This is a genomic window from Streptomyces hyderabadensis (genome assembly GCF_020404845.1).
Classification (GTDB): domain Bacteria; phylum Actinomycetota; class Actinomycetes; order Streptomycetales; family Streptomycetaceae; genus Streptomyces; species Streptomyces hyderabadensis.
On the sequence record NZ_JAIOJZ010000014.1, the window covers coordinates 123,425 to 143,236 of the forward strand.

General features: G+C 72.8%; 16 protein-coding genes. 4 read left to right on the plus strand and 12 right to left on the minus strand.

Annotated features, from left to right (window positions below):
• Positions 1-10 precede the first annotated feature (10 nt).
• The 10 genes from K7854_RS13685 to K7854_RS13730 all read right to left on the minus strand — a co-directional run bounded on the left by K7854_RS13685 (position 11) and on the right by K7854_RS13730 (position 15,699).
• Complete coding sequence (locus tag K7854_RS13685) at positions 11-1,978, minus strand: heparinase II/III family protein (RefSeq protein ID WP_226026735.1); 1,968 nt, start codon at positions 1,976-1,978, stop codon at positions 11-13.
• Complete coding sequence (locus K7854_RS13690) at positions 1,975-4,170, minus strand: bi-domain-containing oxidoreductase (protein WP_226026736.1); 2,196 nt, start codon at positions 4,168-4,170, stop codon at positions 1,975-1,977. Before K7854_RS13690 ends, K7854_RS13685 begins: the two co-directional genes overlap by 4 nt.
• Before the next feature lie 53 nt (positions 4,171-4,223).
• Entirely contained in the window at positions 4,224-6,158 is a 1,935-nt protein-coding gene (gene asnB, locus K7854_RS13695; RefSeq protein ID WP_226026737.1) for an asparagine synthase (glutamine-hydrolyzing), read from the minus strand.
• A 3-nt stretch (positions 6,159-6,161) separates the two neighbouring features.
• Positions 6,162-7,697 (minus strand): Wzz/FepE/Etk N-terminal domain-containing protein, encoded by a 1,536-nt coding sequence (locus tag K7854_RS13700; RefSeq protein WP_226026738.1) that lies wholly within the window; start codon positions 7,695-7,697, stop codon positions 6,162-6,164.
• Positions 7,694-9,061, minus strand: coding sequence for a Wzz/FepE/Etk N-terminal domain-containing protein (locus K7854_RS13705; protein WP_226026739.1), 1,368 nt, complete (start codon positions 9,059-9,061; stop codon positions 7,694-7,696). The genes K7854_RS13700 and K7854_RS13705 overlap by 4 nt, the downstream gene beginning before the upstream one ends.
• Complete coding sequence (locus K7854_RS13710; protein ID WP_226026740.1) at positions 9,058-10,386, minus strand: glycosyltransferase family 4 protein; 1,329 nt, start codon at positions 10,384-10,386, stop codon at positions 9,058-9,060. The genes K7854_RS13705 and K7854_RS13710 overlap by 4 nt, the downstream gene beginning before the upstream one ends.
• Positions 10,376-11,701, minus strand: a complete 1,326-nt coding sequence (locus tag K7854_RS13715) for a nucleotide sugar dehydrogenase (protein ID WP_226026741.1) — start codon at positions 11,699-11,701, stop codon at positions 10,376-10,378. The genes K7854_RS13710 and K7854_RS13715 overlap by 11 nt, the downstream gene beginning before the upstream one ends.
• A gap of 70 nt (positions 11,702-11,771) precedes the next feature.
• Positions 11,772-13,250, minus strand: coding sequence for a sugar transferase (locus tag K7854_RS13720; RefSeq protein ID WP_226026742.1), 1,479 nt, complete (start codon positions 13,248-13,250; stop codon positions 11,772-11,774).
• A 480-nt stretch (positions 13,251-13,730) separates the two neighbouring features.
• Positions 13,731-14,126, minus strand: coding sequence for an ankyrin repeat domain-containing protein (locus K7854_RS13725; protein WP_226026743.1), 396 nt, complete (start codon positions 14,124-14,126; stop codon positions 13,731-13,733).
• Between the two features lie 109 nt (positions 14,127-14,235).
• Entirely contained in the window at positions 14,236-15,699 is a 1,464-nt protein-coding gene (locus tag K7854_RS13730) for a catalase (protein WP_226026744.1), read from the minus strand.
• A gap of 123 nt (positions 15,700-15,822) precedes the next feature.
• On the opposite strand from K7854_RS13730, the gene K7854_RS13735 reads away from it, so the two are divergent.
• From K7854_RS13735 to K7854_RS13745, 3 genes are all read left to right on the plus strand, one after another.
• On the plus strand, positions 15,823-16,236 hold the full coding sequence (locus K7854_RS13735; protein ID WP_226026745.1) for a Fur family transcriptional regulator: 414 nt from the start codon (positions 15,823-15,825) through the stop codon (positions 16,234-16,236).
• Between the two features lie 251 nt (positions 16,237-16,487).
• Positions 16,488-17,216, plus strand: a complete 729-nt coding sequence (locus K7854_RS13740; RefSeq protein ID WP_226026746.1) for an SDR family oxidoreductase — start codon at positions 16,488-16,490, stop codon at positions 17,214-17,216.
• Positions 17,217-17,753, plus strand: coding sequence for a hypothetical protein (locus K7854_RS13745; RefSeq protein WP_226026747.1), 537 nt, complete (start codon positions 17,217-17,219; stop codon positions 17,751-17,753).
• 59 nt (positions 17,754-17,812) lie between these two features.
• On the opposite strand, the gene K7854_RS13750 is transcribed toward K7854_RS13745, so the two are convergent.
• Positions 17,813-18,502, minus strand: a complete 690-nt coding sequence (locus K7854_RS13750) for a nitroreductase (RefSeq protein ID WP_226026748.1) — start codon at positions 18,500-18,502, stop codon at positions 17,813-17,815.
• 101 nt (positions 18,503-18,603) lie between these two features.
• Here K7854_RS13750 and K7854_RS13755 point away from each other — a divergent pair, with 101 nt between their 5' ends.
• Complete coding sequence (locus K7854_RS13755) at positions 18,604-19,194, plus strand: TetR/AcrR family transcriptional regulator (RefSeq protein ID WP_226026749.1); 591 nt, start codon at positions 18,604-18,606, stop codon at positions 19,192-19,194.
• Positions 19,195-19,206: 12 nt separating this feature from the next.
• Here K7854_RS13755 and K7854_RS13760 read toward each other — a convergent pair whose 3' ends face one another.
• Complete coding sequence (locus K7854_RS13760; protein ID WP_226026750.1) at positions 19,207-19,809, minus strand: helix-turn-helix domain-containing protein; 603 nt, start codon at positions 19,807-19,809, stop codon at positions 19,207-19,209.
• Positions 19,810-19,812 lie beyond the last annotated feature (3 nt).

The window sequence follows — 19,812 nt, forward strand, 5'->3', positions numbered from 1 at the left end:
CTTCCTGCGCCTAGCCGCGGAATCCGAGTACGGTCGTGAAGCCCCGGGCGCCGTCGGTGACGCCGGTGCCGACCAGCGTGGTGGCCGGTTCCTTGCGCCCGAAGCCGGGGGAGTACCAGCCCAGCGGCGGGTCGGTCTCACCGCGGTGCGCCCGCCAGGACAGCTCGCCCGGCAGGTCGAGCACCGCCGAGCGCTCCTCGCCGTCCCGGGACCAGGTGAGCACGGCGCGGCTGCCCGACAGGTCGGCGGAGACCGCCGGGCCGAGGTGGAACGCCAGCCGCACGGTCCGGCGCGGGCCGCTCACCTCGTCCACCACCCGCAGTTCACGGCTCGCGGCGGTCAGCTCCACCCGGCGGCGGTGCACCGAACCCCGGTACCCGTCGTGCTCGGCGCACCAGCGGGACACCCCCGCGTCGGAGACGTCCACGGCCGGCACGCGGCTGCGCGCGTGCCGGGTCCACAGGAACGGACCGCCGGAGACGGACTGGTCGGTTCCGTCCAGCTCCAGGGTGTTGTGGCCGAGGGTCGAGCGGAAGTACCGCCGCCACCCCGGCTGCCCGTGGTAGCAGTACGTCCCCGGGTCGGCGAGCACGTCGACCCCGTCGTGCCGCACCTCCACCGAGAGCGCGTCCGCGTGGGCGTGCGCGGCGATGGACAGGAAGCCGTGCGGACCGCCGTCGCAGCGGCACCAGATGCCGCCGGGGCCGCGCAGCACCGTGAGCCCCGCGTCCGCGAAGTGGGCCGGCCTGGCCGCCGGGCGGCTCACCGACCCGCCCGCTCCGTCCTTGCCGTACGGCCGGACCAGCGCCGCCAGCAGCGGGGTGCGCACATCCGTGCCGGTCACCTCCGGCCACCAGGGGAGCGATCCGAACACGGCGTCGCCGGTGGCCAGCAGCGAGGCCCAGCGGTCGGTGTCCGGGCCGTCCACCACCAGGCCGTGGCCGTCGTCCGCGTCCCCCTGGCGCGGCGGGCGCAGCCGGTCGTCCACGACTGCGGCGAGCGCGTCGGTCATCCGCAGCAGCACCAGCCGGACCGTCGCCGGAACCGGCACACCGGCGGCGTCCGCCTCCGCCAGCGCGGCCAGGCCCAGCTCCAGCACCAGCCCGTGGTACTCGGTGGCCAGCTCCCGGTTGAGGCCGGAGAGGAACGTGTTGGCGCGCAGGTGCCGGTCCAGCGACCGCAGCGCGTCGTCCCGCCAGTGCGCCGAGTCGGGGAACCAGCCGAAGGCGCAGGAGGCGGCCAGCTGCCCCGCGGCCTCGGCCACCGCGTGGTTGTTCGCCGACGACCCCCGGCTGGGGAAGGCGGCCAGCCAGCGCTGGTGGTGCCAGATCTGCTTCAGCGCCGCCGGGTTGTCCTCGAAGAGCGCGGCCGCGCCCGGCCAGCCGTCGAGCAGCCGGCGGATCCACACCCACGACAGCAGCCGGATCCCCAGCTCGATGCCGCTGACCCAGTGCACCCCGCGCAGCGGCGCGTTGGACGTCCACCACGACCGCAGGTGCCCGGCCACCCGCTCGGCGTACCGCTCGTCGCCGGTGACCGCGTAGGCGGCGGCGAGCACCGTGAGGTACTGGTGCCGGGACAGCTCCCAGATCTGCTTGACGTCCCCGATCGCGTCCTCGTCGCGGTACGGCACGTCGAAGGCGTAGCCCCACGGTGCGCGGCGCCCGGTCTTCGGGTCGTACGACCAGTCCGGGTCGGCCAGGTCGCCGCGGACCGTGCCGAAGTACTCCACCCGCCCGGCCATCAGGCGGTCCGCCTCCGCGACCAGACGCTTCGCGGCGTCCGGCGCCACCGAGGCGAGCGTCCCGGCGGGCAGGACCGCGGTGAACCGGGCCCCGGTCAGGCTCGGGGCGACCGGCGGCGCCGACCGCCACCGCCGCCTGCGCACGGTGTCGGCCACCCGGCCGCCCACCTCCCGCGGACCCATCCGGGACAGCCGCCGCAGGTACCAGCCCGCACTCCCCGGGTTCACGGTCATCGCGCCTCCGCCAGGGTCACCGGAGCACCACCGGTCAGGGCGGCCCGCACGGCCAGGGTGGCCGCCGTGGTGGCCACCAGCGACCCGAGCGGCACCGGCATCGGCCCGCCGGTCCGCACCGCCTTGACGAACGCGGCCAGTTCGGCCGACTGGCCCTTGTCCCGGGCCTTGGGCAGCCGGGAACTGACCCACCGCTTGCGGCCGTCGTAGACCGATGTGCGCACGAAGTCGTCGAGTTGCAGCACCTTGCCGTCGGCGACCAGGTCGAGCGTCTCCTTGGGGAATCCGGCCGCGCCGGTGGTGACGTAGCTGATCGTGGCGGTGGACCCGTCGGGGTAGCCCAGCACCACCTGGAGGTCCTCGTTGCCGGACGGGGCGAGGGCGTACACCGAGACCGGGTCGGCCCCCAGCAGCCAGCTCGCCGTGTCGACGAAGTGCCCGCCCTCACCGGCGAACCGGGAACCCTCGGTGCCCTGCTGGAGGTACCAGCTGCCGTGGTCGAGCCGTCCCGCGTTGACCAGGTAGCGCAGGCTCGCCGGCCCGGTGCGGGCGCCGAACCGGTCCCGGGCCTCCTTCAGCAGCGGCGCGAACCGGCGGTTGAAGCCCACCTGCAACCGGTCGTTGCCGGACTCCTCCACCGCGTCGAGCACCCCGGTCAGCTCGTCCTCGGAGAGCGCCAACGGCTTCTCCACGAACACGGCCTTGCCGGCCAGCAGCGCCTTCCGGGTCAGTTCGGCGTGCGAGCTGTGCCGGGTGACCACGAACACCGCGTCGACGGAGGCGTCGCCGAGCACGGCGTCCAGGTCGGTGGTCGCCTCCCGGAAGCCGAACTTCCGCTGCGCGTTGGCCGCGGACAGGGCCGTCGTCGTGACGACCGTCGACAGCTCCACGCCGTCGCGCTGGGCCAGGTGCGGCAGCAGCATCGACGTCGCGTAGTTCCCCGCGCCGACGAACGCGAGGCGCACCGGCTTCTTCGCCGCCCGCACGGGGGCCGGGGCCTTGCCGCCGCCGCGCACCGCGGGCACGGTGATCGCCGGCGCATCGGCCGGCGCCCCTTCCCCGGCGGCCGGTTCGGGATACCGGAACAGCACCGCCACGGCCTTCAGGCCGCCGTCCTTGAGGCTCTGGTACGTCTCCACGGCGTCGTCGAAGGCGGCCGTACGCGTGATGAGCGGCTCCACGTCGACGCGGCCCCGGGCGACGAGGTCGAGGAAGCACGCCAGGTTGCGCCGCTCGGTCCAGCGCACGTAGCCGATCGGGTAGTCCCGCCCCTCGATCTCGTACTGCGGGTCGTAGCGCCCCGGCCCGTAGGAGCGGGAGAACCGGACGTCCAGCTCCTTCTCGTAGTACGCGTTCCACGGCAGGTCCAGGCGGCACTTGCCGATGTCGACGACCCGGCCGCGGTCCCGGCACAGCCGCGCGGCCAGCTCGACGGGCTGGTTGCTGCCACCGCCGGCGGCCAGGTACACCTGGTCCGCCCCGTGGCCGTGGGTGAGTTCGGCGACGGCGCTCTCCACGGCCGGGGACGCCGGGTCACCGCAGGCCGCCGCGCCCAGCCGCTCGGCGAGTTCGCAGCGCTCCGGGTCGGGGTCGACGCCGACGACCCGGACGCCCGAGGCGGTCAGCAGTTGCGCCACCAGCTGCCCGATCAGCCCGAGCCCGATGACCAGCGCCACCTCGCCGAGCCGCGACTCGCCCTGGCGGACCCCCTGGAGCGCGATCGACCCGACGGTCCCGAAGGCCGCGTGCCGCGGCGCGAGACCGTCGGGCACCGGGGCGTAGAGGTTCTTCGGGACCCAGTTCAGCTCGGCGTGCAGGGCGTGCTCGTTGCCGGCGCAGGCCACCAGGTCGCCGGCCTTCACGTCGTCGATGCCGTCACCGACCTGCTCGACCACCCCGCACAGCGAGTAGCCGAGCGGCGTGTAGGAGTCCAGCTTGCCCATCACCTTGCGATACGTGGCGGGCACCCCGTTGGTGGCCACGCTCTGCACGACCTTGGCCACCTGGTCCGGGCGGGAACGGGCCTTGCCCAGCATCGACATGCCGGCCTCGGACACCTTCATCAGCTCGGTGCCGGTGGAGATCAGCGAATAGGCGGTCCGCACCAGCACACCGCCCGGCTTGCAGCCCGGCACCGGCACGTCGAGCAGCGCCAGCTCGCCGCTCTTGTAGTTCTGCACAACCTGTTTCACCGAAAGTCCTCTTGTCTCTCTGCCGGTCATGGTGCGGGGGAGGTGCCGAGGTGCTACGCGCTCGACGGGACGTCGTGGTCGGCCCCCGAGGTCGCGCCGCGGTACCAGTACTCGAGGGTCAGCACGTGCCACAGGTGCTTGGAGAAGTCCCGCTGCCCGGCGGCGTCCTCGGCCACGAGCCGCCGCAGCGCGTCACGGCGCAGGAAGCCGGACCGCACCAGCTCGCCGTCGTTCACCACCTCGCGCACCAGCGGCGCCAGATCCCGGCTCATCCAGGCCCGCAGCGGGGCGCTGAACAGGCCCTTGGGCCGGTACACGATCTCCCGGGGCAGGATTGACGTGGCCGCCTCCTTCAGGACGGCCTTGCCCTGCCGTCCGACGATCTTGCGGTCACCGGGGACGGCGAACGCCGCCTTCACCACCTCGACGTCCACGTACGGCACCCGCACCTCGGTCGAGGCGGCCATGCTGGAGCGGTCCGTGTAGGCGAGGTTCAGGCCCGGCAGGAACATCCGGGCGTCGGCCAGGCACATCCGGTTCACGAAGTCGTCCAGCCCGTTGTCCCGGTAGACGTCCGCGTGCTCGGTCAGCACCTCCCCGACCGTCCCCGCCAGGTCCGGATCGATCAGGGCGAGCAGCTCCCCCCGGTCGTACATCGTGTAGCTGCGCCGGAAGGCCGTCTCCTCCGGCAGGTCCGCGAAGGACAGGAACCGCTTCGCGAAGCGCACCGACCGGTAGCCCCGGCGGCTGGTCGCGACCGGCAGCCGGTCCACGGCCGCGGACAGCCCGCGCCGCAGCGGCCGCGGGACGCGCTGGTAGCGCAGCGCCAGCGTGTTGGCCAGGTGCTTGCGGTAACCGGCGAACAGCTCGTCGGCCCCCATCCCCGACAGCATCACCTTGACCCCGGCCTCCCGGGCGGCCGAGCAGATCAGGAAGGTGTTGATCGCCGCGGGGTCGCCGATCGGCTCGTCCAGGTGGTACGTCATCCGCGGCAGCAGGTCCAGCACGTCCGGGGCGATCTCGATCTCGCGCAGGTCGACGCCGAACCGCTCGGCCACCTGCCGGGCGTAGCGCAGGTCGTCGGGCATGGCCTCGAACCTGGCGTCCTCGGCCCGGAAGCCGATGGTGTAGGCGCAGATGCCGGGCCGGTCGCGGGCCGCCAGCGCGGTCAGATAGCTGGAGTCCAGCCCGCCGGAGAGGAACGTCGCCACCGGCACGTCGGACAGCAGGTGGCGGCGGGTCGACTCCTCGACGACGGCGGCCAGATCCGGCTGCTCGCCGGCCAGGGCCCGCTCCCGGCCCTCGGCGGCGACGTCCTTCAGGTTCCAGAACCTGCCGCGCTCCACCCGGCCGTCGGGACGGCAGCGCAGCCAGCTCCCCGGCGGCAGCTTCTCCGCCTCGCGGAAGGCACAGCGCGAGTCCGGCACCCAGTAGTACAGCAGCGAGGCCACCAGCGCCCCGTGGTCCACCTCCAGCTTCCCGCCGGACACGGCGGCGAGCGCCTTCAGCTCGGAGGCGAACACCAGGCCCCCGCCGCGCCGGAGCAGGAACAGCGGCTTGATGCCGAGCTGGTCGCGGGCGAGGACCAGTTCACCGGTGCGCTCGTCGAAGACCGCGAACGCGAACATGCCGCGCAGCCGGGCCAGACAGTCCGTGCCCCAGCGCCGCCAGGCCTCCAGGACCACCTCGGTGTCGGAGGTACCGCGAAAGCGCACCCCGGCGGACTCCAGCTCGGCCCGGAGTTCGGGCGCGTTGTACAGCTCGCCGTTGTAGGTCAGGGCGAGGCCGTCCGCGACCATCGGCTGGGCGCCGGTCCCGGACAGGTCGATGATGGCCAGCCTGCGGTGCCCGAGCTGCACCTCGCCGTCCCCCGCGCGGTGACTGTAACGGCCCGCCCCGTCCGGGCCCCGGTGGGCGAGGACGTCGGTGAGCCGGTCGGTCACGGCCTTGCCGTCCGGCCAGTGGTAGGTGCCTGCGATGCCGCACATGTGCTACCGAGCCTCCTGATCGCTGTCCGGGACCGTCGCGGCCGGGATCACCGGCCGTTCCGTCCGGAGCCGCCCCGTCCCGTTGTGCCGCTTGGGGGATTCGTCGCGGCCGCGTGGCGCGGCGGCGTGCGGACCGTCCCACAGCGTGCCGTCGGTCCGGTCACGCGGATCGGGGTCGATCAGGACCACCCCGATCACCGTGATGCGCTGGTCCGCGAGCTGCCGCGCCACGGTGTGCAGCCACGCGGCGCTGCCGTGCCCCGCCCGCACCACGAGCACCGTCCGGCTGCCGAGGTGATGCAGGTCGGTCCACGCCGTACCGGGCGCCACCGAGCCGACCCCGATCCGGCGGACGTGGTGCGGCTCGGACGCGGCACGCTCGCCGCGCAGCACGGTCGGGCCGCCGGACTTCCGGCGGGCGGCCCCCGCGAGGTCCGTGCCGGGCAGCGCGTCGACGACCACCACGGGCCCGTCCGCCTCCAGCGCCCCGGCGACGTCCAGGGCGATCACCCCGGCGCCGCGCGCACAGCCCAGTTCCAGCAGCGACACCGGTTCCGCGGAGCGGCGCACGAGGCGCGCCAGGGTGGCGGTGAGCCGTTCGCGGGCCGCCCGGGTCCGCCGGCGCTGCCACGACCGGGCCGACCCGCGCGGCCCGTGGCGCAGCTCGGCGAGGACCGAGGCGCCCAGGTTCGCGGCGATCTCCCGGCGCAGCACCGGGCGGTCCGCCACCACCGCGCCGACCGCGGCCAGCGCGAGCCCGACGACGAGCCCGAGGACCAGCCCGATCCCGGCGTCGGTCGCCACGGCCCTGGGCAAGGAGTGCCGCACCGCGTGCGGGGCGTCCACGATCTGCGTGCCGGCGACGACCTCGGGTGTGCCGGTGAGCGCCTCCGCGGCCCGCTGGTCGAACTCCGCGATCCGCGAGTCCAGCTCGGCCCGGCGGGCGAAGAGCGACTCGATGCTGGCCGACGCCTTCGGTTCGTCGTCCGGCGAGCGGTCCCCGATCGACCTGTTGACCTCGGCCAGCTCCTTGCGCATCCGGTCGCGCTGGTCCAGCAGGGACTTGGACTCGGCCTCCGCGGCTTCCCGCATCCGCCGCACGTGGTCCGCGACGAACGTCTCGGCCAGGGCCTTGGCCCGGGCCACCGCTTCCGCCTCGCTGTCCCCCGTGACGTCGATCTGCAGCAGGTTGTTGGTCAGTCCGGTGCCCCGGTAGTCCTTCATGAAGTCTTCCGGGTTCTCCCGGGAGCCGAGGGAGCGCAGGGCCTCGGCGGCGATCCGCGTGGTGTCCAGCAGCTCGACATCGGTGCGGATCAGCGTTCCGGTGTCGTTCGGCTGGTCGTCCTTGTGCGCGACCAGCACCTTGGTCACCGCGGCGGGACGGGGCGGCAGCAGGACCGCCACCGCCGCGCCGGCCAGCAGGCCCAGCAGGGCCAGGGACGCCCACAGGCGCCGCCGCCTGCGCACCGCCACGACCAGGGCCTGAAGATCCAGCAGCGGGGCGGAGGAGGACGACTGCGCAGTCGTACTCGTCGTCATGCGGCACCTCCTGTCGCGTTCTCGGGCACCGGTGCCGCCTCGGTGGCGTGCTCCGGAGGGCGGCCGGCCGGCTCCGTCGAGCGGGCCCGGACCGCGCCGGCGACGACGACGCCGACGACGTCGTGCCCGCCGTCCGCGCACGCCTCGGCGAGGCCGGCGAGTTCCTCCGCGGTGCGGCTGCCCGCGCCGAGCACGACCAGGACACCCGACTCGGTGTCGCGGTCCGGCACCAACGGCCGGGGCACCGAGACCTCCACCACCCGCAGCTGCGGCTCGCCCCCGGCCTCGGCGGCGAGCCGCTCCGCGGCCCGGCGGGCGACCAGGTCGTCGTCCGGTACGACGACCAGCAGCCGCCGGGCGGCCGGCAGCCGTTCCCGCAGGCGCGCGCAGATGCGCCGGTAGCGGATCCGCCGCCCGGCCTCGTCGCCGGAGGACTGCGGGGCCGGCAGGTCCCACCGGACGTCGGTGCCCAGCAGCCGCCGGAGCCGGGCCCGCGCGCCGCGTGCCTTCGGCCGGTGGGAGCGCCGGTCACCGGGCACGTCCACGGTGCCCAGCAGCGCCGCGCGCAGCGCCGCGGCGATCTCGGATTCGGCCCGCAGCCGCCGGTTCACCCGCGCCGCGGCGAGGTGTCCGACGACCGAGAGCACGAGGAACAGCAGCGCGCCGCCGCCGACGAGCTGCAGCCTGGTCGGCGGGGCCTCACCGGTCGGCCGGGCCGCCGGTCCCATGACGACCATGCCGGCCCTGTTGTTCGCCGGGCCGGCCTCCTCCAGCTTCTGCATGGCCTCCTGCAGCGTGCTGCGCAGCTTCTCCAGCTCGGTGCGGGCCTGCACGCTCTCCACGGTCTGCCCGGGATCGGCCGCGTTGGCCAGGTCGGTGATGCGCTGGTTGGTCCGCTTCACCTGCTCCCGCAGCGCCTCCGGCCCCGCGGCCTCGTCGGGATCGGTGCTGCCGCTCGCGATCCGTGCCGCGAACGTCACGAACTGCTGGGCCACTTCGTCGGAGAGCCGCTGCGCACGCTCCGGGGTGTCGGACGTCCCGGAGATCTTGATGATGTTCCCGTCGGCGGCCTCGGCGCTCACCCGGTCGCGCAGCTCGCTGTCGCTGACCCCGCTCCAGCCGAGTGCCTCGCCCGCCCGGTCGATCACCGACGAACTGGTGGCGACGTCCACCTGGGTGATCAGCTCGCGCTCCTCCCACTGCCCCGGCAGCAGGACCGACGCGGACGCCGTGTAGCGCGGCGGGAAGAGCACCGAGACGCCGTAGCCGACCAGTGCGCCCACCACGACGAGGACGGCGAGCAGCCGCCGGCGCCGCCGGAGTATTCGCCCGACCGTGACCAGGCGTATCGTGTCATCGCTCAACGGCGCGGCCTTCTCCCTGCCTTGATCCCTGCTGTGATCTTCGACGCGATGCCCGCTGCGCCCCGGGCGCGCGCCGGCACCGAAGTGCGGTTGCGGCAGGCGGCGGCGTACGCGGCGAGCAGCGCCTGCTGCGAATTGCGCCAGGAGAGCTGCCCGTTGACACGCTCCTGGCCCATCTTGCCCATCCGGGCGCGCTCGTCCGGGTCGTCCAGCAACCGGGCGACGAGCCGCGCGAACGCGGACTCGTCGTTGGCGGGGGCGTAGAGGGCGGCGTCACCGGCGGAGACGCGCGCCTCCCGGAGGTCGAAGGAGACGATCGGCCGGCCCATCGCCATGTACTCCAGGACCTTGTTCATGGTCGACACGTCGTTGAGCGGATTGCGCGGGTCGGGGGAGAGGCACACGTCCGCCGTCGACAGGTAGCGCACCAGGTCGGCGTCCGGGATGCGCCCGGTGAACTGCACCTGATCGGCGAGCCCCAGCGACCGGGACAGCTCCACCATCGCGTCGAAGGCGTCACCGGAGCCGACGAACACGGCGTGCCAGTCGCTCCGCCCGACCTCGTCGCGCAGCTTCGCCAGGGCCCGCAGGGCGTAGTCGACGCCGTCCTGGGGGCCCATGACGCCGAGGTAGCACAGCAGATGGGGCTTGCCCCGCTTCAACCCCGGTTCGGCGGGCACCGGCTGGAAACGGTCGGTCGCGGGCGCGCTGCGCACCACGAACACGTCGTCCGGGTGCCGGCCGCCCCGGCGTACCGCCACGTCCTTGTAGCTCTCGTTGGTGGCGAGCACGATGTCCGCGGTCCGGTAGGTGAGCCGTTCCAGCGCGCACACGGCGCGGTAGAGCAGGTCCTTGCCGCGGCCGAACCGGGAGAGGTACAGCTCCGGTATCAGGTCGTGCTGGTCGAAGACGAACCGCGCGCCGCGCCGCTTGAGCCACAGGGCCGGCAGGAACAGCAGGTCGGGCGGGTTGCAGGCGTGGACCACGTGGACCGGCCCGACCCTGCGGGCCAGCCGGGCCGTGTGCCACAGCGCCGCGCCGTACTCCCGCAGGTAGCCGGCCGGACCCCCGGTGGCCGCGCGCAACGGGTAGCGGTGGATGCGCACCCCGTCGACGACCGCTTCCCGTTCCGTGTCCCGCTTGGTGCCGCGGGGACAGATGACGTGCACCTCCCAGCCCGCGTCGCGCAGGGTCGTGCACTCCTGCCACACCCGCCGGTCGAAGGGCACCGACAGGTTCTCCACCAGGATCAGCGCGCGCCGTCCCGGCCGGTCGCCGGTGCCGCCGCCGCGCGGCGTGTCACCGGACGTCGTGTCACCAAGCAAGGCCCACGTACCCCGGTTCGGCCCGGCGCGCGTCGGCGTCGGGAAGGTGGACGAGGTCGATCAGCAGCGGCTCGCCGCCGTGGGGCAGCGCCGCAAGCACGGCCGGGTCCCTGGTCCCGACCAGGCACACCTCGGCGTGCTCCAGGACCTCGTCGACGGAGTCCGCGAGCAGCTGGGCGAGGTGCGGCAGCCGGGTCTCGACGTACTCGCGGTTCGCGCCGAGCAGCCGGGACAGGCTCACGTTGGCGTCGTGGATCCTGAGGTCGTAGCCCTTGCCGAAGAGGCGCTCGGCCAGCTCGACGAGCGGGCTCTCCCGGAGGTCGTCGGTGCCGGGCTTGAAGGACAGCCCGAACAGCCCGACCCGGCGCTTCCCGGCGCGCTCCACCAGCTCCACCGCGCGCTCCAGATGGGCGGAGTTGGAGGGCAGCACATGGGAGAGGATGGGCACCGACACGTCGGCCCGCTGCGCCGCGTGGACCAGGCTGCGCAGGTCCTTGGGCAGGCAGGAGCCGCCGAAGGCGAAGCCGGGCCGCAGGTAGGCGGGGCTGATGTTCAGCTTGCGGTCGGCCAGGAAGACGTCCATCACCTGGTGCGAGTCCACCCCGAGCGCCTGGCACACCGCGCCCAGCTCGTTCGCGAAGCCGATCTTGAGGCCGTGGAAGGCGTTGTCCGCGTACTTGATCGCCTCGGCCGTCGCGACCGGCACCCGGAACACCTCGCCGGGCAGGTCGCCGTACAGCGCCGCCACCGCGTCGCCGCTCGCCGCGTCGAGTTCGCCGATGACCGTCTTCGGCGGGTCGAAGAAGTCCCGCACACTCGTGCCCTCGCGCAGGAACTCCGGATTGACCGCGACCCCGAAGTCCACCCCGGCGGTGCCGCCGACGTACTTCTCCAGGATCGGCACCAGCAGGTTCGTGCAGGTGCCCGGGAGCATGGTGCTGCGGAACACCACGGTGTGCCGCCCGCCGCTCCCGCCGCGCTCCGCCAGGGCGGCGCCGATCTCCTCGGTGACCCGCTCCAAGTACGTGGTGCACAGGCTGCCGTTGGGCTCCGACGGCGTGCCCACGCAGATCAGGGACATCTCGCTCCCCATGATCGCCTCGCGGACGTCTGTGGTGGCGCGCAGCGCCCCGCTGTCCACGACCTCGGCGATCAGTTCGCCGATCCGCTCCTCGACCACCGGGGCCTTGCCGTCGTTGACCAGGTCGACCTTCACCTGGTTCACGTCCACCCCGATGACCTCGTGTCCCATGCCGGCCAGACACGCGGCCGACACGCAGCCCACGTAGCCGAGGCCGAAAACGCTCACCCTCATGACCCGTTCCTCCCCCCAGGCAGACCCCGACGGCCTGCGATCCGCGCGTCGGCCCGGCGGCCCCCGCGCATCAGTACGCCCCCTGTCCGTGGAGGACCGCCCGCAGCGTCTTCCACAAGATCACTGTGTCCAGCGCGAGCGACCAGTCCTCCACGTACCGCAGGTCGAGCCGGACCGCCTCCTCCCACGGCAGGTCGCTGCGTCCGCTGATCTGCCACAGGCCGGTGAGCCCGGGCTTGACCAGCAGCCGTCTTCGGATGTCCGGGCCGTATGCCGCGGACTCCTCCGGCAGCGGAGGCCGCGGCCCGACGAGCGACATCGATCCGGTGAGTACGTTGAACAGCTGCGGCAGCTCGTCGATGGAGTACCGGCGCAGCACGGCCCCCACCCGGGTCACCCGTGGGTCCCGGCGGAGCTTGAACAGCAGTCCCGCGCCCTCGTTGCGGTCGGCCAGCGCGGCACGGGCCCGGTCGGCCCCGGCGACCATGGTGCGGAACTTGAGAATCGTGAACTCGCGGCCGTCCTTGCCGACCCTGCGCTGGCGGTAGAACGCCCCGCCCCGGCTGTCCACCAGGATGAGCAGTGCGACGAACACCATCAGGGGCGCGAACAGCGTCAGCAGGATCGCGGCGCCCAGCCGGTCGACCACCGCCTTGACGGCCCGGCGGCCGCCGGTGAAGGCCGGCATGCTGACCCGCAGCAGCGGGATCCCGAGCACCGCGTCGACGTGCAGCCGCGGGCCGGCCACCTCCATCAGCACGGGGGCCACGACCATCTCGGCGTCGCTGCCCTCGAGGTTCCACGCCAGCCGCTGCAACCGGTGCGGTGACCAGTGCGGGTCCGGGGTGACCGCGACGACCCGGTAGCCGTCGCGGCGGACGTGATGGGCGACGTCCTCCAGCGGGCCGACGACCGGCACTCCGTCCAGCTGGTCAGCCTCCGGCCCGGGGCCGACCGTGGTGCAGACCGCGTCCACCCGCCAGCCCAGGTGCGGGAACCTCCGGGTCCGGGCGATCAGGTCGCGCACGGTGGCCGGGCTGCCGGCGGCGAGCACCGGCCGCAGGCACCGGCCCGCCTTGCGCTGCCGGTGCAGCCGCACGCGCAGCGCATAGCGCGAGATCATCGTGACGATCGCGATCGCGGGAACGGCGACGAAGATCCACAGTTTGATGTTGCGCGAGGTGAGGGCGATGCCGCCGAGCGCCAGCACGACGGTAGCCATGAACAGCGAACGTCCGAGCCGGCGGAATTCCTCGGCACCCTGGCCGAGTACGGCCGGCGCCCACGACCGGCTCACCGCGAGGGCGCCCAGCACCAGCAGCTCGGTGCCGAACGCGAGAATTCCCCATTTCTCGTGCCAGTTGGCCGCGTCCCGGACCCCGAAGAAATTCCCGATACCCGCCACTACGATGGCGGTGGCCACGGTATCGCTGGTGATCACGGTACGGCGGTACCGCTGCTCCCAGTCGCTCGCCGACCGGCTGACGGCCCCGTCCGCCAGCTGCCCGCGTGCAGACGGAAATGGGCTGACCAATCCCCCTTGCCGCACAGAACCCCCCAGGTCCCCAGTGGTTCGACGTGTTCGCCTAGCACTGTTCCTCCCCCTCGGGAGGCCCCCGCCTCCCGCGCCGCGCTGTTCCTCCCCACGGGCGGCCCCCCGGCCTGCCCGCGCACAACGTTCCGGCTATGTCACAGCAATACGTGCAATGCACAGTGACAGCAGCAGACCCCCCTGCCCCGGACCTAAAGATCATTACCGGTCGCCTCGTGCCTGAACGGCCGAAGCACGGTCAATCTAGACCATCGGGGCCACGGTGTAGAGGGGATGTGTGTAATTCGTGCTCATGCTTTGGGAGTTGATCAAGCAACCTGTGAAAACCCAGGAGTCGCTTCCCGTCACAGCGCACCCTGGACCGTCGCGCGTCACCGTGATTCTGCCGCTGTACGGGTGCTCGCGCACCGCTGGTTCAGGCCATGCGCAGGCGGGATCGGGGGCGGGGCCGGGACCCCGCCCGGCGGGGCCGGGGGATCAGCCCGCGAGGAGGTGGGCCCGGCCGAACATGGCCGCGGCGGCCCGTGCGGTCGGCGTACCGGAGTCCAGGTCCGCGCCGGCCCGGAGCAGCACGGTCACGACGTCGTCGGCGCCCTTGAAGAGGGCACCGGCGACAGGGGACTGGTCGCGGTCGTTGCGGAGGTCGGGATCGGCGCCGTGCCGGATCAGGGTCTCCACGGTGTCGGCGTGACCGTGGTACGCGGCGAGCATGAGAAGGGTGTTGCCCGCCGGATCGCGTACGTCCACCGGCAGTCCGTGGGCCACGAACTCCACCAACTGTTCGGTGCGGCCCTCCCGGGCCAGGTCCATGGCCAGGGCCACGACCCGCTCCGTCTGCTCGGGAGTCAGCCCGCCGCTGTTGTGCATGTCCATCGTTTCTCCATGGCAGTGCACCCGCACCGGCGCGGCCACTGGGATGTGCCCACACCGGTGCGGGTGCGTTGCGCGTACCGCGCGTCCTGGTGACCGCTGAGCGGCCGGGTCAGAGGTTGCCGGCGGCCAGGGCCTCGATCGCCTTGCGGACGCCCTGACCGTAGGCCGGGTCGGCCTGGGTGCAGTTGGCGATGTGCCGCTCGATCGTCTGCTGGGAGGCACCGTTGATCGCGCGCGCCGTGTTCTCGAAGAGAACCTGCTGCTGCTCCGGGCTCATCTGCCGGAACAGGTTGCCGGGCTGCTCGAAGTAGTTGTCGTCGTCCTCACGGTAATTGAACCGGTCGGCGACGGCACCCACGGCCTGGCTCGGCTCGCGGTAGGCGGGCTGCTCCTGCCAGCGCCCGTAGGAGTTGGGCTCGATGCCCGGGGTGGCTCCCTGGTTGCCGTCGACGCGCATGCCGCCGTCGCGGTGGTAGGAGTTCACCGGGTTCTTCGGGGCGTTGACGGGGATCTGGTGGTGGTTGACGCCGAGGCGGTAGCGCTGGGCGTCACCGTAGGAGAAGAGCCGGCCCTGCAGCATCCGGTCGGGGGAGAAGCTGATGCCCGGGACCACGTTGGCCGGGCTGAAGGCGGCCTGCTCGACGTCCGCGAAGTAGTTGTCGGGGTTGCGGTTGAGCTCCCACTCGCCGACCTCGATCAGCGGGTAGTCCTTCTTCGACCAGACCTTGGTGAGGTCGAAGGGGTGGAAGCGGTAGTTCTCGGCGTCCGCCTCCGGCATGACCTGGATGAACAGCTTCCACTTCGGGAAGTCGCCGTTCTCGATCGCGTCGAAGAGGTCGCGCTGGTGGGACTCGCGGTCCTTGCCGACCAGGGCCTCGGCCTCGGCGTCGGTGAGGTTCTTGATGCCCTGCTGGGTGCGGTGGTGGAACTTGACCCAGAACCGCTCGCCCTCGGCGTTGATCAGGCTGTAGGTGTGCGAACCGAAGCCGTGCATGTGCCGGTAGGAGGCCGGGATGCCGCGGTCCGACATCACGATGGTGACCTGGTGCAGGGCCTCCGGGAGGTTGGTCCAGAAGTCCCAGTTGTTCTCCGCGTTGCGCAGGTTGGTGCGCGGGTCGCGCTTCACCGCGTGGTTGAGGTCCGGGAACTTCAGCGGGTCGCGGAAGAAGAAGACGGGGGTGTTGTTGCCGACCAGGTCCCAGTTGCCCTCCTCCGTGTAGAACTTCACGGCGAAGCCGCGGATGTCACGCTCGGCGTCGGCGGCACCGCGCTCGCCGGCCACCGTGGAGAACCGGGTGAACAGCTCGGTCTTCTTGCCGACCTCGGAGAAGATCTTGGCGCTGGTGTACCGGGTGATGTCGTGGGTCACCGTGAAGGTGCCGAACGCGCCCGAGCCCTTGGCGTGCATCCGGCGCTCCGGAATGACCTCGCGGTCGAAGTGGGCGAGCTTCTCCAGGAACCACACATCCTGCAGCAGCATCGGACCGCGCGGGCCGGACGTCAGGGAGTTCTGGTTGTCGGGAACCGGTGCACCGGCAACCGTGGTCAGCGGCTTCTGGTTGTTCTCAGGCAAGGCATGCTCCTCGGTGTGGTTCTTCGCGGGCACCACCCTACATTGGACAGGATCTAAGGCAAGGAGCCATCTAGAGCGATATCCGCTCTTGAGTTGATGCGGAACCCTGCTAGGGTGCTGCGCATGAGTGATCTCCTGGAGCGGCTTCGCGAACGCGGCTGGCGCCTGACCGCGCAGCGGCGCGTGGTCGCCGAGGTCCTCGACGGAGACCACGTGCACCTGACCGCCGACGAGGTGCACGCCCGGGCGGCGGAGCGACTGCCCGAGATCTCCCGGGCGACGGTCTACAACACACTGCGTGAACTGGTGCACCGGGGCGAGGTCCTCGAGGTGTCGACCGACGGCCGCGCCAAGCGCTACGACCCGAACGCGCACCGCCCCCACCATCACCTGCTCTGCGCGCGCTGCGGCTCCATCCGCGACGTGCACCCGACGGGCGACCCCCTCGCGAACCTCCCGGCCGCCCAGTCCTTCGGCTTCACCGTCCTGGAGGCCGAAGTGACCTACCGCGGCATCTGCCCGGACTGCGCCGCCTGACGCCGCCCTCGGGCATGGGCGGACGATCGAGATCCGCGCCGTCCGATGGCGTGCCGAGGCCGAACCCCTTCCGGAGCGCGCCCCGTTCGCGATGAACGACATCCGCGCCGAGAACCACCCGCACACTTCCGTCCGGCAGTCCGGTGCCGGGCGTGCCGTCATCCCTTCGGGGCGCCCAGGGCGCCGTCCCGCGCGCGTACCGACACAGTGGTTACGGAACCGCACGGCAACGGCAGGAAGCGAGGCGCACCGTGGAGATCGCGGTCATCGGCGGTACGGGACTGATCGGCTCGCAGGTCGTGGAGCACCTGGACGCGGCCGGACACCGGGCGGTGCCGCACTCGCTGTCCACCGGAGTGGACGTCGTCAGCGGCGAGGGCGTGGACCGGGCGGTCGAGGGAGCCGGCGTCGTCGTCAACCTGACGAACTCCCCGACCTTCGACGACGCCTCGCCCGACTTCTTCCGGGCATCGATGGACAACCTCCTCACGGCGGCACAGCGGGCCGGAACCGGTCACTTCGTGATCCTCTCGATCGTCGGCGTCGACCGGGTGCCGCAGCTGGCCTACTACCGTGCCAAGCTCCTCCAGGAGGACCTCCTGCGCGGCGGGCCCGTGCCGTACTCGATCGTGCGCGCCACCCAGTTCATGGAGTTCATGGCGGCCGTCCTGTCCTGGACCGCGGACGACAGCTCCGTCCGGCTGCCCGCCACGCCGATCCAGCCCATCGCCGCGAAGGACGTGGCGGCCGCGGTGGCGGAAGTCGCCGCGGGCACCCCGCTGAACGGCATCCGCAACATCGGCGGACCGGAGGTGTTCCCGCTGGACGACCTGGGCCGCCTCACCCTCTCCCGCAAGGGCGACGGGCGCACGGTCGTCACCGACCCGACCGCAGGCATGTTCGCGGCGGTCGAGGGAGACGTCCTCACCGACCTGAACGCCCGACTGGCCACCACCCGGTACACCGACTGGCTGTCCTGAATGCCCGCGCATGCCGGATCCTGTCCCGCCGAGGGCGCCGCGCCGAAGGGAATCCTGCGGCGCCGGCCGGAGCGGTGGCTGTTCAAGGGCATCTACGGCCTGGTCCTGGCCAGCGCCCTGGTGGCCGCGCTGGACGTGCCGGGCGGGGAGGCCAACCCCGGCCAGGACGCGCTGTGGGTGCTGCTCACGGCGCTGACCTCGGGCGCCGCCCACGGCTACGCGCACGTGATCGCCCAGCGCGCGTCCGGCGACGGGGCCGCGGGGGCGAGCAGCAGGCTGCGGGCGGTGCTCGCCGAGTGGCCGCTGATCGCCGCGGTGCTGCCGACCGTGGTGATGCTGCTCGCCGCCGCGGGCGGGTGGTGGGCGGAGGACACGGCCGCCGGCACGGCCCTGGTGCTGAACACCGTCCTGCTCTTCGCCCTGGGCACCTCCGCGGCCCGCGCCGCAGGGCTCGGCCGGCTGTCCTCGTGCCGCGCGGGGCTCCTGGACATGCTGCTCGGGCTGGTGGTCATCGCCGCGGACGCGCTGATCGAGTAGCGGTTCGCGCCCTGCTCGCCGGAGGCCGCCACGGCGCGCGGCGGCCGCCGGTCCGAGGCTCAGCCGTGGAAGGTCGTGACCTCGTCGAGCGCGGCCCGCCCGGCCGTGACCCGGTTCACCGGAGCGGTCTCGTCGGCGTAGCCGAAGGAGACGCCCACGAGCAGCCGCCCCTCGCCGACGCCCAGTTCGGCGCGGACCGTGTCGGCGTAGAAGCTCAGCAGCCCCTGCGGGCAGCTCGCCACGCCGTAGGCGGTCATCGCCAGCAGGAGGGTCTGCAGGTAGGCGCCGACATCCGAGGCCAGCCGGGGTCCGCCGTCCCCGGCGACGAACAGGAAGGCGGCGTGCGGTGCGCCGTAGAAACGCAGGCTCTCCGCGTTGTAGGCGGCCCGCGACGCCAGGTCGTCCGGACCGATGCCCAGGGCTCCGTACAGCCCGGCGCCGAAGGCCGCCCGGCGCGCCTGCTGCACCTCGGAGTACATGTCGTCGGAGTACGGGAAGTCGACCGAGGTGCGGTTCGCGGCGTGAGCCGCCTGCAGCGCGTCCGCCAGCCGCTCGCGGGCGGGGCCGCTGACCACCTCCACCCGCCACGGCTGTGCGTTGGAGTTGGACGGTGCGGCGCCCGCCAGCGAGAAGACCGCACGGATCGTGTCCTCGGGCACGGCTTCCGGACGGAACGCGCGGGTCGCGCGCCGGCCGCGTATCAGCCGCTCCGCGGCGTCACTCAGCTCGGTGTGGACCGACAGGCTCATGGATTCCTCCTCGACGGGCGTCTCAGGTAAACACAACCGTTTACCTGGCGGACCCTACCAGCCCTTTCCGGTGGAAGTAAACGCAGGCGTATACTCACCCCATGAGTGCGACCACGACAGCCCCGGCGCGCGGGCGCGGCGGACGGGAACGCATCCTCACGGCCGCCGCCCACCTCTTCGCGACCCAGGGGATCAACGCGACCGGCATGGAACAGGTCGCGGAAGCGGCGCCGGTGTCCAAGCGCACCCTCTACGCCCACTTCCGGACCAAGGGCGACCTGGTGATCGCGCACCTGGAGGACCTCGCCTCCTCGGGCGCCACGCTCGAAAGCGTGCTGACCCGCGACGACGTGCCGCCGCGGGAGCGGATCCTCGGGCTGTTCGACGTGCCCGCGCCCGACGGGGCGCCGGTACGCGGGTGCCCGTTCATCGATGCCGCGGCCGAGTTCCCCGACCCGGACAGCGCCGTCCACTCCTATGCCCGCGAACAGAAGCTGCGGATGGCGCGGCTGGTCGCGGCGCTGCTGACCGAGCTGGGCTGCGAGCGGCCCGCCGTGCTCGCCGAGCAACTGGTCACGCTCGCGGACGGAGCCGCCAGCCGCGCCATGGTGCTGGACGACGCCGACTACGGCCGGCACGCGCGGTCCGCGGCCGAGATCCTGCTCGCGCACGCCCTGCCCGCCGGGGCCTGACGCCCCTCGCGGTCACTCGCCCGTGTCCCGGGCGTCGCGCTCCTCGCCCTCACGCTGGTGGCCGCGGCGGGCGTCGCGGTCGAAGATGCCCAGGATCTCGCAGGGCCCGCCCGCGGTGCCGATCGCGTGCGGCATCATCGTGGGGAACTCGGCGGCCTGATGGGTCTCGACGCGGAGACGGCGGTGGCCGAGCATGAGGACCGCCGTGCCGGACAGGACCACGAGCCATTCGCGCCCCGGGTGGGCGCGCATGCGGGCCGGGTTCTCGGGAGGCGGCTGGGTCAGGCGCTGGCGCACCACGGTCATGCCGGGATCCCCCTTCACGGGCCAGCGCATCAGACCGTGCGTGCTGTCGATCATCGGACTGGTGATGACGTCGTCGTCGGCGGTCTCCACGAGCTGGTCCAAGGTGGTGTCCAGGGCGCGGGCAAGCGTGACCAGCTGGTCCAGGGCGAGGCGGCGCCGGCCGTTCTCGATGCGGCTCAGCGAGGACTGGCTGAGGTTGGCGCGGGTGGCCAGCTCCTCCAGGGACCAGCCCTGCGCGACCCGCAGGGCGCGGATGCGCTTGCGTACGAGGCTGTCCAGATCTCCATCTTCTTGCGTCATGGGCAACATCGT

Coding starts and splice junctions, on each gene's coding strand:
- K7854_RS13735 (WP_226026745.1), top strand. CDS start 15,823: ATGAGTGATCTCCTGGAGCGGCTTCGCGAACGCGGCTGGCGCCTGACC.
- K7854_RS13685 (WP_226026735.1), bottom strand. CDS start 1,978: ATGACCGTGAACCCGGGGAGTGCGGGCTGGTACCTGCGGCGGCTGTCC.
- K7854_RS13725 (WP_226026743.1), bottom strand. CDS start 14,126: ATGGACATGCACAACAGCGGCGGGCTGACTCCCGAGCAGACGGAGCGG.
- K7854_RS13755 (WP_226026749.1), top strand. CDS start 18,604: ATGAGTGCGACCACGACAGCCCCGGCGCGCGGGCGCGGCGGACGGGAA.
- K7854_RS13700 (WP_226026738.1), bottom strand. CDS start 7,697: ATGACGACGAGTACGACTGCGCAGTCGTCCTCCTCCGCCCCGCTGCTG.
- K7854_RS13715 (WP_226026741.1), bottom strand. CDS start 11,701: ATGAGGGTGAGCGTTTTCGGCCTCGGCTACGTGGGCTGCGTGTCGGCC.
- K7854_RS13750 (WP_226026748.1), bottom strand. CDS start 18,502: ATGAGCCTGTCGGTCCACACCGAGCTGAGTGACGCCGCGGAGCGGCTG.
- asnB (WP_226026737.1), bottom strand. CDS start 6,158: ATGTGCGGCATCGCAGGCACCTACCACTGGCCGGACGGCAAGGCCGTG.
- K7854_RS13745 (WP_226026747.1), top strand. CDS start 17,217: ATGCCCGCGCATGCCGGATCCTGTCCCGCCGAGGGCGCCGCGCCGAAG.
- K7854_RS13760 (WP_226026750.1), bottom strand. CDS start 19,809: ATGTTGCCCATGACGCAAGAAGATGGAGATCTGGACAGCCTCGTACGC.